At 68.6% G+C, this 12,324-nt stretch carries 13 protein-coding genes and 1 tRNA gene; 4 read left to right on the forward strand and 10 right to left on the reverse strand.

Features of this window, described 5'->3' with window-relative positions:
* Positions 1 to 17 precede the first annotated feature (17 nt).
* From ACFVMC_RS03440 to ACFVMC_RS03460, 5 genes are all read right to left on the reverse strand, one after another.
* The gene (locus ACFVMC_RS03440; RefSeq protein ID WP_379206460.1) at positions 18 to 977 is read right to left on the reverse strand and encodes an alpha/beta hydrolase; all 960 of its coding nucleotides are present in this window, start codon (positions 975 to 977) and stop codon (positions 18 to 20) included.
* Between the two features lie 122 nt (positions 978 to 1,099).
* Entirely contained in the window at positions 1,100 to 1,522 is a 423-nt protein-coding gene (locus ACFVMC_RS03445) for an HIT family protein (protein ID WP_379206461.1), read from the reverse strand.
* Between the two features lie 165 nt (positions 1,523 to 1,687).
* On the reverse strand, positions 1,688 to 3,109 hold the full coding sequence (gene purB / locus ACFVMC_RS03450) for an adenylosuccinate lyase (RefSeq protein WP_379206463.1): 1,422 nt from the start codon (positions 3,107 to 3,109) through the stop codon (positions 1,688 to 1,690).
* Positions 3,110 to 3,189: 80 nt separating this feature from the next.
* On the reverse strand, positions 3,190 to 3,873 hold the full coding sequence (locus ACFVMC_RS03455; RefSeq protein WP_379206465.1) for a TetR/AcrR family transcriptional regulator: 684 nt from the start codon (positions 3,871 to 3,873) through the stop codon (positions 3,190 to 3,192).
* 131 nt (positions 3,874 to 4,004) lie between these two features.
* On the reverse strand, positions 4,005 to 5,210 hold the full coding sequence (locus ACFVMC_RS03460) for a pyridoxal phosphate-dependent aminotransferase (RefSeq protein WP_379206466.1): 1,206 nt from the start codon (positions 5,208 to 5,210) through the stop codon (positions 4,005 to 4,007).
* Between the two features lie 90 nt (positions 5,211 to 5,300).
* Here ACFVMC_RS03460 and ACFVMC_RS03465 point away from each other — a divergent pair, with 90 nt between their 5' ends.
* Positions 5,301 to 6,266 (forward strand): M23 family metallopeptidase, encoded by a 966-nt coding sequence (locus ACFVMC_RS03465; protein ID WP_379206468.1) that lies wholly within the window; start codon positions 5,301 to 5,303, stop codon positions 6,264 to 6,266.
* Between the two features lie 33 nt (positions 6,267 to 6,299).
* On the opposite strand, the gene purD is transcribed toward ACFVMC_RS03465, so the two are convergent.
* Both purD and ACFVMC_RS03475 read right to left on the reverse strand, forming a co-directional pair.
* Entirely contained in the window at positions 6,300 to 7,589 is a 1,290-nt protein-coding gene (gene purD / locus ACFVMC_RS03470) for a phosphoribosylamine--glycine ligase (RefSeq protein WP_379206470.1), read from the reverse strand.
* 85 nt (positions 7,590 to 7,674) lie between these two features.
* Positions 7,675 to 8,247, reverse strand: coding sequence for a hypothetical protein (locus ACFVMC_RS03475; protein WP_379206472.1), 573 nt, complete (start codon positions 8,245 to 8,247; stop codon positions 7,675 to 7,677).
* A 120-nt stretch (positions 8,248 to 8,367) separates the two neighbouring features.
* Here ACFVMC_RS03475 and ACFVMC_RS03480 point away from each other — a divergent pair, with 120 nt between their 5' ends.
* Positions 8,368 to 8,793 (forward strand): HIT family protein, encoded by a 426-nt coding sequence (locus tag ACFVMC_RS03480; protein ID WP_379206474.1) that lies wholly within the window; start codon positions 8,368 to 8,370, stop codon positions 8,791 to 8,793.
* A gap of 198 nt (positions 8,794 to 8,991) precedes the next feature.
* Here the strand turns inward: ACFVMC_RS03480 and ACFVMC_RS03485 are convergent.
* The 3 genes from ACFVMC_RS03485 to ACFVMC_RS03495 form a co-directional block, all read right to left on the reverse strand.
* Positions 8,992 to 9,063, reverse strand: a tRNA-Thr gene (locus ACFVMC_RS03485).
* Positions 9,064 to 9,177: 114 nt separating this feature from the next.
* Positions 9,178 to 9,420: an MbtH family protein gene (locus ACFVMC_RS03490; RefSeq protein WP_379207795.1), complete on the reverse strand. Its 243-nt coding sequence runs from the start codon at positions 9,418 to 9,420 to the stop codon at positions 9,178 to 9,180.
* Positions 9,421 to 9,526: 106 nt separating this feature from the next.
* Positions 9,527 to 10,336, reverse strand: a complete 810-nt coding sequence (locus ACFVMC_RS03495; RefSeq protein ID WP_379206475.1) for an alpha/beta fold hydrolase — start codon at positions 10,334 to 10,336, stop codon at positions 9,527 to 9,529.
* A gap of 120 nt (positions 10,337 to 10,456) precedes the next feature.
* Here ACFVMC_RS03495 and ACFVMC_RS03500 point away from each other — a divergent pair, with 120 nt between their 5' ends.
* Positions 10,457 to 10,624, forward strand: coding sequence for a hypothetical protein (locus tag ACFVMC_RS03500; protein WP_379206477.1), 168 nt, complete (start codon positions 10,457 to 10,459; stop codon positions 10,622 to 10,624).
* A gap of 100 nt (positions 10,625 to 10,724) precedes the next feature.
* On the forward strand, positions 10,725 to 12,269 hold the full coding sequence (locus ACFVMC_RS03505) for a trehalose-6-phosphate synthase (RefSeq protein ID WP_379207797.1): 1,545 nt from the start codon (positions 10,725 to 10,727) through the stop codon (positions 12,267 to 12,269).
* The last annotated feature ends 55 nt before the right edge of the window (positions 12,270 to 12,324 follow it).

Consider the following 12,324-nt stretch of genomic DNA (forward strand, 5'->3'; position numbering starts at 1 on the left):
TGACGCCGCGTTCGCCGCTAGGCGCCGAGCCCGGCAGCCAGGGCAGGCCAGGAGGCGTGCAGGGTGTCCTGCCAGTAGGACCAGGAGTGGGTGCCGGTGAGGCTGTGGTCGATCTGGGCGGGGATGCCGAGACCGCGCAGACGGTTCTCGAACGAGACGACGCAGGCGTTCACACCGGTCTCGATCGGCCCGCCGAGGACCAGGTTCTCCGGCAGCTGCGGTTTGATCTCCAGCTCGTGCTTGCCGGGTATGCCGGAGCCGGTGGACAGGTAGATCGTCTTGCCGCGCAACCGTTCCGCCATGAGGGCGGGATCGTGAGCCGCCCATTCGGGGCTGCCCGGCGGGCCCCACATATTGACCGGATCGCCGCCGCGATTGGCGACCGAGAACATGATCGCGCCCGCGGCCATGCCGGTATCGGGGCAGGCGCTGTAACCGGCGACCGCCTGATACAGCTCGGGGTGCCGCGCGGCCAGGATGAAGGCGGCGTTGCCGCCCATGGACAGCCCGCCGATCCCGTTGACGCCGTTGCCGTCGAACGCGGCGTCGATGATCGGCGGCAGCTCGGCGGTGAGGAAGGTCTCCCACCGGTTGCGGCCGAGCCTGGGATCGTCGGCCTGCCAATCGGTGTAGTAGCTGGCCTGACCGCCCACCGGCAGCACCACATTGACTCGTTTACCCGCGAAGAACGCCTCGGCGTCGGTGGCGTTGGTCCAGGTGCTCTGCCCGACACCGGGATCCAGGCCGTCGAGCAGGTAGTAGGACGGGCGCGCACCGCCGCCGGCCGGGTGCAGTACGTCCACCTGGATGGTGCGGCCCATGGCCGTGGATTCGACGAAGACCGAAGATCTGGTCGGGCTTTTCGTTTCGATGTGCGCGATCCGCGCGGCGGCTGCCCTCGCCGGTTCGGCGACTATCTGGCATACACCCGCGAGCCCGATGACCAGCACGGCGACAGCTCCCGTCGCACGGCGCATAACCCCACCTCCATCACCGCATTCAGTTGCCTGCCAAGCTATCTCAATCCGCGCACCGGTGGCGGCGGAACAGGATAATAGCATCCACTCAGCAAACTATCCGGTACGTAAGGTCACCGGTTTCACCGATCCAGTGCGCCCCGAATGGATCCGGCGAGATAATCCAGGTCCGCGCGCGCCGGGCTCGTCGGCCGCCCGCGCAGGCCGAACCCGTCACCCGGGGTGCGCGGAATGACGTGCAGATGCACGTGGAAGACCTCCTGCCCCGCCGTCACCCCGTCCGCCAGAAAGAAATTCACCCCGTCGCAGGCCACCTCGCTGACCCGCAGCGCCGCAGCCACCCGCTGCCCCACCTGGAACAGCTTGCCGCCCACCACCGGATCCAGTTCGGCCAGACTCCGCGCCGCGACCCGCGGCACCACCAGGACGTGCCCGGGCGTCATCGGCCGGATATCCATGAAGGCCACGCAGTCGTCGTCGGCGTAGACCTGACTGGACGGCGCCCGACCGGCGATGATGTCGGCGAAGATCGTGTACGGATTCACCCCGCCGACTCTAACCCTGACGCGGGCCGACGCCTCGCTGCGCTCGGCTTACGGCCCGCTGACCGGATCGATTGCGCATCGGGGGCGCTTCGCTTCCCCGATGCGGTCCAGCTCTGGAGCTTGCTCGCTGCGCTCGCATGCGCTCTGGGTCCAGTAGGACTGGACTTACAGGATCGGTGAGGGGGTGTAGCGCGCGGCGTCGGGATACTGCTCGACCAGCTTTCCCACGGCCGCAACGACATCGGCGACCTGCGCCTCGGCTGCGCCGACGAACGCGGACTTGTCGGCCAGAGCGGCGTCGAGCGCGGCCCGGTCCAGCGGCAGCCGGTCATCAGCGGCCAGGCGATCCAGCAGATCGGGCTCGCGGCCCTGCTCACGCATCGCCAGTGCGACGGCGACCGCGTGCTCCTTGATCACCTCGTGCGCGGTCTCCCGGCCCACGCCCGCCCGGACCGCCGCCATGAGGATCCGGGTGGTGGCCAGGAACGGCAGGTAGCGATCGAGCTCCCGGGCGACGACCGCCGGGTAGGCACCGAATTCGGCGAGCACGGTCAGGAAGGTCTCCATCATGCCGTCGATGGCGAAGAAGGCGTCCGGCAGCGCGACCCGGCGCACCACCGAGCAGAAGACATCACCCTCGTTCCACTGCGCGCCCGCGAGTTCGGCGGCCATCGAGCCGTAACCGCGCAGCACGACCTGCAATCCGTTGACGCGCTCGCAGGAGCGGGTGTTCATCTTGTGTGGCATGGCCGAACTGCCGACCTGGCCGGGCTGGAAGCCCTCGGTGACCAGTTCGTGCCCGGCCATCAGGCGGATGGTGTGCGCAAAGGAGGACTGCCCCGCGCCCAGCTGCACCAGCGCGGAGAGCACATCGTGGTCGAGCGAGCGCGGATAGACCTGGCCGACGCTGGTCAGCACGGTGGCGAAACCGAGGTGCCGGGCGACCTGCTGTTCCAGCGCGGACAGCTTGCCCGCGTCACCGTCGAGCAGATCGAGCATGTCCTGGGCGGTACCCATCGGGCCCTTGATGCCGCGCAGCGGATAGCGGTCGATCAGCTCGCGCACCCGCGTCAGCGCGATCAGCACCTCGTCGGCGGCGGAGGCGAAACGCTTGCCGAGCGTGGTGGCCTGGGCGGCGACATTGTGCGAGCGGCCCGCCATCACCAGCGACTGGTATTCCGCGGCCCGCTCGGCCAGCCGCGCGGCGACCGCGACACCGTGCGCGTGCACGTGTTCCAGCGAGAGCCGGATCTGCAACTGCTCCACGTTCTCGGTGAGGTCGCGGCTGGTCATGCCCTTGTGCACGTGCTCGTGCCCGGCCAGCGCGTTGAACTCCTCGATCCGCGCCTTCACGTCGTGGCGGGTGACCCGCTCGCGTTCGGCGATCGAGGCCAGGTCGACCTGGTCGATGACCCGCTCGTAGTCCTCGACCACCCCGGCAGGCACGTCGATGCCGAGCTCGGACTGGGCCCGCAGCACCTCCAGCCACAGGCGGCGCTCGAGCACGATCTTGTTCTCGGGCGACCAGAGGTGCACGAGTTCCGGGCTGGCGTACCGGGTGGCAAGGACGTTCGGGACAAGACTCACGACTGCGCCTCGCTGGCGCTCGGCTCCGTCGTAAGCCTTGACGCTGTGTCTATGGTTCGTTCGCTGCGCTCACTCACGTCTTACGAGTCTAGTGCCCGGTACCTGTCCGCTTGCTGGGGCGTCGCGGGCGCGACGATATCGATGATCTCCAGCAGTGCGCCGCGCGCCATCCGCCGCGGTTCGGGGTCCAGTTCGGTGAGCGAGGCGACCACCGCGCCGTCGACCACCGCGACCAGCCGCCGGACCTGCTCGTGCCGGACCAGGCGGTCGGAGCGGCGCAGCACGTCGGCCAGCAGCTCGTCGAGCTGGACGCGCAGCCGCAGTTGCACCTCGCGTAGCTCCGGATGTCGGGCCGAGGCCACCGACCGCTCGTAGCGGGCGATGAGCTGGCCGAGCCGGTCCGGGGTCGCGTGCCGGCCGTCGTGGTTGCGTTGCCCGCCGGTCTCGAGCGCCTCGTCAGGACCTACGAGGAGGTCCAGCAGCAGATCCACCGTGGCCTCCGCGCCACGCCGCCGATGCGAGACCTCGGCGACCCGGCGGCGCATCACCTCCAGCTCCGCATTGCCGCTGAACTCGACCGCGCGCGCGATCAAGTCCTCCAGTGACTCGAAGTAGTAGGTGGTCGACGCCAGCGGCAGATCGGCGCGGGTGGCCACCGAGCGATGGCGCACCGCATCGAATCCGCCTTCGAGTAACAACTCGGCGGCGGCCGCTACCAAAGCCTGGCGACGCCGTTCGCCTTTGGGGGTCGTCGCGGTTATCACCGTGCCATCGTGCCAGTCGTCATCGGTTCACCCGTGCGAAATCGTCAGTAGGAATCCCAGCCATCGATGTTTTACCGTATACGACCGAGCCGGGTGGGCGTCTGGGCAAACTTGTTGCGCGCCACCGACGTTCAGCCGAGCAGGTAGGCCCGAAGGCGAAGTAGCGCCGTTTCGATATCCGCCGTCGCGCCCGCAAAAGAGAACCGGACGGTTCGGTGGCCATTGACGGTGTCGAAATCAATTCCGGGCGCTAATGCGACGCCGGTAGCTTCGAGCACTTCGGCGCACCATTTGCGGGAATCGTCGGTCAAATGACCAATATCGGCGTAGGCATAAAACGCACCGTCGGCGGGCGCGAGATCGGTGATCCCGAGCTCGGCCAACCCCGACAACAGCAGCGCACGATTGGTCGCGTAGCGCGAAACATGGCCGTCCAGTTCGGCTTTCGCCTCCGCGCCGAACGCGTGCAGCGCCGCGTACTGCGAGATGGCCGGCGGGCAGACGGTCATGTTCGAAGCCAGGCGTTGCAGCGCGGGCCGCAGATCGGCCGGGGCCAGCATCCAGCCCAGGCGCCAGCCCGTCATCGAGAAGTACTTCGAGACCGAGCCGATCACGACGGAATTCCTGGAAGTTTCCCAGGAACTCGAGCATCGCGCAGCGGTTCCGTGCGGGGTGGTGCTCGGGCGACGGGTGGGCGTCCCCTCGTCGCCGTAGGTGATCCCGTGGTAGATCTCGTCGGAGATCAGCAGCGTGCCGTGCTCGTCGCACCAGCGGGCGATGGCGGCCAGCTCGTCGGGCTCGATCATGGTGCCGGTCGGATTCGCCGGGCTCGCGATGATCAGGCCGCGCGGCGGCTCCGGCAGCGCCTCCAGCATGGCCACCGTCGGCTGGAACCGGGTGTCGGCGCGGCAATCCAGCTCGATCACCCGGCAGCCGAGCGCACTGAGGGTATTGCGGTAGGCCGGATAGCCCGGGCGGGCCACCACCACGGTGTCGCCCGCGTCGAACGCGGCCAGGAAGATCAGCGTGAACGCACCCGAGGAGCCGGTGGTCACCACCACGTCGTCGGCGTCCACCGGGTAGCCGTAGATCCGGCGGTGATGCTCGGCAATCGCCGCACGCAGCGGCAGAATGCCGAAAGTCTCGGTGTAGCCCAGTAATTCCGCGTCGATCGCCTGCTTGGTGGCGCGCAGCACCGGCGCCGGAGCCGGGGTCGACGGCTGCCCGGCGGCGAGAACGACGACGTCACCGTGGGTGCGTGCACGCTCGGCAGCGGCCTTCCAGACATCCATCACATAGAAGGTCGGAATGATCGAACGGCGCGATTCTCGGGACACCCGAGAGACCGTAATCGCTCCGGCCCCACGACACCACGGCTCCCCCGCGCAACCTTTGTCCCAGGCGCGACAACGGCTAGGGTCGGCCTAATGCTTGACAGCATCCACCCACCCCGGCGGCTTCGCCGCCTGCCATCCCCCGGGGCTCGCCGCACCGAGCTCGACAGGGTCGTGGGCGTGGGTGGCATCGGGGTCATCACGCCGGATTGGCGTACTCGGCCGACGAACCCGAGAACCAGACGCTGGCTACCACGAAGAAGACCACACCCGGACCTACGCAGCGTCTGGAACAGACATCGCGACCGCGACTACCGCGCACTGCTGTACAGACATCGGGTGAAGCTGGCCGTCTTCCTCGCAGTGGCCCTGTTCGCCTCGGCCGACTCCTCGTACGACCGGGGCGTCGGCGACCGCCCCCTCGGCCCGAACGAAGCGCAGCGCGTCGCCTTCGCACACGAACAGCTCGTCCAGGCCACCGTGCCCTCGGTGAAGCGCTACCTCACCGCCATCGCCAACGGCGAACGCCGCCGCGAACAGGCCGTCGTCGCGGCCGCCGCCCGCGCCACCCTCGAACGCGCCAAAGCCGAGGCGGCCGCGGCCGCCGCCGGTGAGTACCAGCCGTGGATGTCGGCCACCACCCCGCTCCCGCCCGGGTCCATCCGGCCCGGCATCGGCGGGCTGGTCCTGCCCACCATCGGCACCTTCACCTCCGGATTCGGTTCCCGCTGGGGCACTTTCCACAACGGCATCGATATCGCCGGGCCGATCGGCACCCCCATCTACGCCGTCGCCGACGGCACCGTCATCGACGCCGGACCCGCACAGGGATTCGGCCTGTGGGTGCGCATCCGCCACAACGACGGCACCATCACCGTCTACGGGCACATGTACGACTTCTTCGTCTCGGTCGGCGAGCGCGTCCCCGCCGGAATGCAGATCGCCCGCATGGGCAACCGCGGCGACTCCTCCGGCCCGCACCTGCATTTCGAGGTGATCGCGGGCGGCCAGCACATCGATCCGCGCGCCTGGCTCGCCGCACACGGACTCGGCTTCTGACCGCGCCGCGATCGACCTGCGGCGCGGTCGCTCTCAGTCCGCCTGCGATACGCGCGACGGCACCGCGATGCGGTCCTCCACGGCGGCCAGGCCGATATCGGTGCGGTAATGGCTGCCCGGCAGCTTGATTCCGCCGATCCGGGCGTAGGCGTTGGCGCGCGCCTCGGACAGATCCGCGCCCGCGCCCACCACATTGAGCACCCTGCCGCCCGCGGACACCAGCGCGCCGTCCTCGCGCAGCGCGGTCCCGGCGTGCATCACCGCGGTGCTGTCGTCACCGCCGTCCGCGCCGGTGATGACATCGCCGAGCCGCGGGCGGCCCGGGTAGTTCTCGGCGGCGATCACCACGGTGATCGCCGACCCGTCCCGCCAGCGCGGCGCCGCGACCTGATCCAGGGTGCCCGCGGCGGTGGCCGCGAGCAGTTCGCCCAGCGGGCTGTCCAGCAGCGCGAGCACGGCCTGCGTCTCCGGATCGCCGAAGCGGCAATTGAACTCGACGACCGCGGGACCGGACGAGCCGATCGCCAGACCGGCGTAGAGCAGACCCGAGAACGGGCAGCCGCGGCGCGCCATCTCGACGGCGACCGGCCGCACCACGTCCTCGACGATCGCGGTGAGCGTCTCGGCGGGCAGCCACGGCAGCGGCGTGTAGGCGCCCATGCCGCCGGTGTTCGGCCCGGTATCGCCGTCGCCGACCCGCTTGTGGTCCTGGGCGGGCAGCAGCGGAACCACCGTCTCCCCGTCCACGAGACAGAACAGCGAGACCTCGGGCCCGTCCAGGAACGATTCCAGCAGCACCGGATGCCCCTGCTCCAGCAGTTCCGCGCCGTGATCGCGCGCCGCCGACCGGTCGGCGGTCACCACCACGCCCTTGCCCGCGGCCAAGCCGTCGTCCTTGACCACCCAGGTGGGGCCGAAGCGGTCCAGCGCGGCGTCGAGTTCGGCCGGGTTGTCCACGATTTCGCTGTGCGCGGTGCGCACGCCCGCCGCCGCCATCACATCCTTGGCGAATGCCTTGGAGCCCTCGATCCGCGCGGCCGCGGCCGACGGGCCGAAACAGGCGATGCCCGCGGCCCGCACCGCGTCGGCGACGCCGAGTACCAGCGGCACCTCGGGACCGATCACGACCAGATCGGCTTCCAGCTCGGCGGCCAGCGCCGCCACCGCCTCGCCGGAGGACGGATCGACCGGATGGTTCTGCGCGTGCTGCGCGGTGCCGGGGTTGCCGGGCGCCGCGAACAGCGCGGTCACCGCCGGGTCCTTGCGCAGGGCCAGGACGAGGGCATGTTCACGGGCTCCGGAGCCGATCACGAGTACGCGCACGGCCAACAGCTTAAGTGGGCGTGACGGCGGCACGCCAAGAGGCATCCGGTCGCACTTCGTCGCGCCCGGATCCCGCTCGAGCGCTTCAGCCCGGGATGGCCACGGCCACCAATTCCGCGACGATCGCGGTCATCGACAGCGCGCCGGTGCCGAACGCGGCCGCGAGCGCGTACCCGATCAGGAGATCCTCGGTGCTCGGAATCGGCGGTTCGACGGTCTTGCCGAGCAGCTCGACGGTTTGCGGAACAGCCCAGAGCACGTCGACCGTGCCGTCCACCCTGGCTGTGAGATCGCAGAAGTGCTTTTCGATCTCATACGATTTCCCGTTGATGAACATGACGGTATCGATCGTCGAGGGCCGAAAGCTCAGATACCGATCATCGATCCGCACGACGATCCGGAACGTCCGCTTCAGCAAGCGCCCCATACCCGGTGAAACCTTGATTTCGCGGTCGTCGACGCGCGCCACGATGCGGTTCGTGTCCCGAGTGCCGAGCGGGACATTCTTCCGAGTCCTGGGGCCCACCCGTTCGATCGAAACGACCGTCGATTCACCGGATTCCAGCCGGGTCGTGATTCGGTCTTCTTTGCGATCGACAATGACATTTCCGAACAGCACGGTGTCCACCACCGACTGCCCTGGTTCGAAATCTGTCACTGCCGCCCCTCCGGAAACACCCGATCTCGTGACACCTGATCGGCTGCGGCCCAGCATATTACAGCGCACAGGGCGACCACGCCGGAGTGCGGCCGTCTCGCCGGGCGCTACGCTGCGGGCATGGCTTCTGTCTTCAGCGCGATCATCGAGGGCCGGCTTCCCGGCCGGTTCGTCTGGGCGGACGACGAATTCGTCGCCTTCCTGACCATCGCACCGGTCACCCAGGGGCACACCCTGATCGTCCCGCGCCGGGAAATCGACCAGTGGCAGGACGTCGACGGCGCGACCTTCGCCCGGCTCAACGCCCACGCCCAGACCATCGGCCAGGCTGTCCGCAAGGCGTTCGACGCGCCCCGGGCAGGCCTGCTCATCGCCGGATTGGAAGTGCCGCACCTGCACGTGCACGTCTTCCCGGCGTTCGAACTCGGCGATTTCAACATCTCCGGCGCCGACCCGAACCCCACCCCGGAATCCCTCGACGAGGCCCAGGCCAAAATCAAGCAGGCCCTCCGCGACCTGGGCCACGGCACCAACGTCCCGGACTGACCCGCAACACCGAGCCACGCCGCCAACCTCGAAACCGAGCCCACGCCCCGAGCCCACGCCGCCGACCTCCGGACCGAGCCCACGCCGGGGGTCCGGGGGCGAAGCCCTCCGGGTGGGGTTTGGGGGCTTCGCCCCCAAGAAAAATGCGAAGGCCGGCATCTGCGGATGCTCTTTATCCGCAGATGCCGGCCCGGACGGAGCCCCCTGTCAGGATTGAACTGACGACCTTCGCTTTACAAGAGCGGTGCTCTACCACTGAGCTAAGGAGGCGGGTGGCGGAAGACATCATAACTGGGCGCGCCGCCGACGCGACACCGAGTAACGGTGCCGTGCCCGGCGGCGGCCCAGTTCGCTGTCCCCGGCGCAGTATTCAGATACCGCGGGTCAGGACTTGGCGCCCTGACGGGCCGCATCATCGGCGGCCATGGCATCGCGCAGGCTCTTCGGACGCATATCCGTCCAGTTCTTCTCGACATACTCGACGCATGCGGACCGGCTGTCCTCGCCGAACACGACTCGCCAACCGGCCGGGACCTCGGCGAAAGCCGGCCACAGGGAATGCTGTTCCTCGTCGTTGACGAGAACGAAGAAGCGGCCGTCTTCGTCGTCGAAGGGGTTGGTGCTCAATTTCACCTCACTGGATACTGGCGCTGTGTACGGGATCTGCCCCGGGATCGAGTCCCTGAGCGTGTGTCGACACTAGCAAGGCCGACGTTACCTGTAGGGAGTTACCTCATGCCGCGAAGAAATCGAGCAGGATCTTGTTGACCGCCTCCGGCCGCTCCAGGTAGCCGAAGTGGCCCGCGTCGGGAATCTCCTGGTAGCGCGCGCCCGGGATGGCGGTCGCCACCTCACGCGACAGGTAGGGCGGGATCATCCGGTCATCGGCGAATCCGACCGACAGGCACGGCACCGTGATGGCGCGGTAGGCGGCGATCCGATCGAAGTCGTGGTCCATACGCCGCTGGGCGCGGATACCGGGCGTCACCGGGCCGCCGGTGAATTCGAACAGGTCCAGCCAGTCCCGGGCGGCGTTGGCGTCGGCCATGGTGGCGGGCGAGAGGTTCATGACCGCGGTGAGCGCGGCCTCGTATTTCGGGGGCAGTTTCGCGCCACCGGCGTCGAGTTCGTGTTCGCCGAGCGAGAGCGTCTTCTGGAACTGGTCCAGCCGCCCGTGCCCGGCCAGGAACACCGCCTTGCGGACCAGCTCGGGCCGGGCCAGCGCCAGCTCCTGGGCTACCCGCGCGCCCATCGAGGTGCCGACGACCAGGGCCGGGCCCCCGCCCAGCAGTTCGATCAGCGCCGCGGTGTCGGCGACCAGGTCCTCGATGGCGATACCGTCGGCGGATTCGAACGTGGGGGCGATGCCGCGATTGTCGAAGGTGCACACCCGGTAACCGGCGGCGACCAGCGCGGGCACCTGATGCAATTCCCAGACCCGGCCCGGGCTGCCGGTACCCATGATCATCACGACCAGCGGCTCGGCCCGGTCGCCCTTGACCTGGTAGTTGAGGGGAATTCCGTTTACCGTGGCCAGCGGCATGGTCGACCTTTCTATTGGTTGATGCTCGCCCCCACGGTATAGGGAGCCATGCTCGGACACCGAGGGCATATACCATTGACTATTCGCACGTACGAGCGTAATGAGCCGGGAGGAAATGAGATGGCCGCGAAGGGTAGCGCGAACGACATCGCGGACGACGACCTGGAACCACTCGCCGATGAAACCGCACGTCAGGCCCAGCGCGTAGTCGCCGCCTACGCCGAGGACGCGGACGAGTGCCGGATGCTGCTGTCGATGCTGGGTATCGGCCCGAGCAGCAACGGGTAACACCCCGCCGCCGATCGACGACAACGGCGCCGTCGACTCTTCCACCCTGCGATCCCCGACCGGGACACCGCGACGCGCGAAGGATGCGTGAATGGACCAGATGACCGACCAGCCGTCCCCAGAATCCGAGTCCACCCCGGCCGCATCCGATTCCGGCCTCTTACCGGAAGCCGGCTCCGGCTTCGTCGTCGTCGCCAACCGGCTGCCGGTCGACCTGGAACGACTACCCGACGGCAGTACGCGCTGGAAGCGCAGCCCGGGTGGCCTGGTCACCGCGCTGGAGCCCGTGCTGCGGATGAACAAGGGGGCCTGGGTCGGCTGGGCGGGCGTCCCCGACGTGGATATCGACCCGATCAACGAGGACGGCCTGGAGCTGCATCCGGTGCCGCTGAGCTCGCGCGAGGTCGCCGACTACTACGAGGGTTTCTCCAACGGCACCCTGTGGCCGCTCTATCACGATGTGATCGTGCGGCCGATCTACGATCGCACCTGGTGGGCCGCCTACGTCGATGTGAACCGGCGCTTCGCCGAGGCGGCGGCGAAGGTGGCCGCCGAGGGCGCCACGGTCTGGGTGCAGGACTACCAGTTGCAGCTGGTGCCGAAGATGCTGCGGATGCTGCGGCCCGATCTGACCATCGGCTTCTTCCTGCACATTCCCTTCCCGCCGGTCGAGCTGTTCATGCAGATGCCGTGGCGGACCGAGATCATCGAGGGCCTGCTCGGCGCGGACCTGATCGGGTTCCATCTGCCCGGCGGCGCACAGAACTTCCTGTACCTGGCGCGGCGGCTGGCGGGTCAGCCCACCTCGCGCGGCAATGTCGGTGTGCGGTCCAAGCTGGGTGTGGTGCAGGTCGGGTTCCGCACGGTACGGGTGGGCGCGTTCCCGATCTCGATCTCCTCGGCCGAACTGGACGAGCTGTCCCGGCGCAAATCGGTGCGGGATCGGGCCGCGCGCATCCGCGCGGAACTGGGCAATCCCAAACACATCCTGCTCGGCGTGGACCGGCTCGACTACACCAAGGGCATCGACATCCGGCTCAACGCGCTGGAGGAACTGCTGGTCGAAGGCCGGATCGACAAGTCCGAGACGGTCATGGTGCAGCTGGCCACCCCCAGCCGCGAGCGGGTCGAGTCCTACATTCAGATGCGCGGCGACATCGAACGCCAAGTGGGCCGGATCAACGGCGAATTCGCCGAGGTCGGGCATCCGGTCGTGCACTATCTGCACCGGCCGATCGCCCGCGAGGAACTGATCGCGTTCTTCGTGGCCGCCGATGTCATGCTGGTGACGCCGCTGCGCGACGGGATGAACCTGGTCGCCAAGGAGTACGTGGCCTGTCACAGCGGCCTCAACGGCGCCCTGGTGCTGAGCGAATTCACCGGCGCCGCAGCCGAATTGCGCCAGTCCTACCTGTGCAACCCGCACGACCTGGACAGCGTGAAGGATGCCATCGTCGCGGCCCTCTCCGATGAACGCGACACCAAGCGCCGCCGCATGCGCTCGCTGCGGCGGCAGGTGCTGGCCCACGATGTGGATCGCTGGGCGCGATCGTTCCTGGAGGCGCTGGCCCAGGATCAGGTGGCGGGCAGCGCGCTGCTCACCGATGACGATGTCTACCCCGAGGAGCGCACCCCGCGCCGGTAACGCGTTCACAGCAACCTCCCAGGCGGGGTCCAGCGACTTCGCAGTGCGGTGGCGC

The sequence above is a fragment of the Nocardia sp. NPDC127579 genome (assembly GCF_042672005.1).
Taxonomy (GTDB): Bacteria; Actinomycetota; Actinomycetes; order Mycobacteriales; family Mycobacteriaceae; genus Nocardia.

What these genes read in the sequence shown, in the direction of transcription:
- ACFVMC_RS03440 (WP_379206460.1), bottom strand. Translation starts at nt 977, where the DNA reads ATGCGCCGTGCGACGGGAGCTGTCGCCGTGCTGGTCATCGGGCTCGCG.
- ACFVMC_RS03465 (WP_379206468.1), top strand. Translation starts at nt 5,301, where the DNA reads ATGCTTGACAGCATCCACCCACCCCGGCGGCTTCGCCGCCTGCCATCC.
- ACFVMC_RS03480 (WP_379206474.1), top strand. Translation starts at nt 8,368, where the DNA reads ATGGCTTCTGTCTTCAGCGCGATCATCGAGGGCCGGCTTCCCGGCCGG.
- ACFVMC_RS03495 (WP_379206475.1), bottom strand. Translation starts at nt 10,336, where the DNA reads ATGCCGCTGGCCACGGTAAACGGAATTCCCCTCAACTACCAGGTCAAG.
- ACFVMC_RS03500 (WP_379206477.1), top strand. Translation starts at nt 10,457, where the DNA reads ATGGCCGCGAAGGGTAGCGCGAACGACATCGCGGACGACGACCTGGAA.
- ACFVMC_RS03505 (WP_379207797.1), top strand. Translation starts at nt 10,725, where the DNA reads ATGACCGACCAGCCGTCCCCAGAATCCGAGTCCACCCCGGCCGCATCC.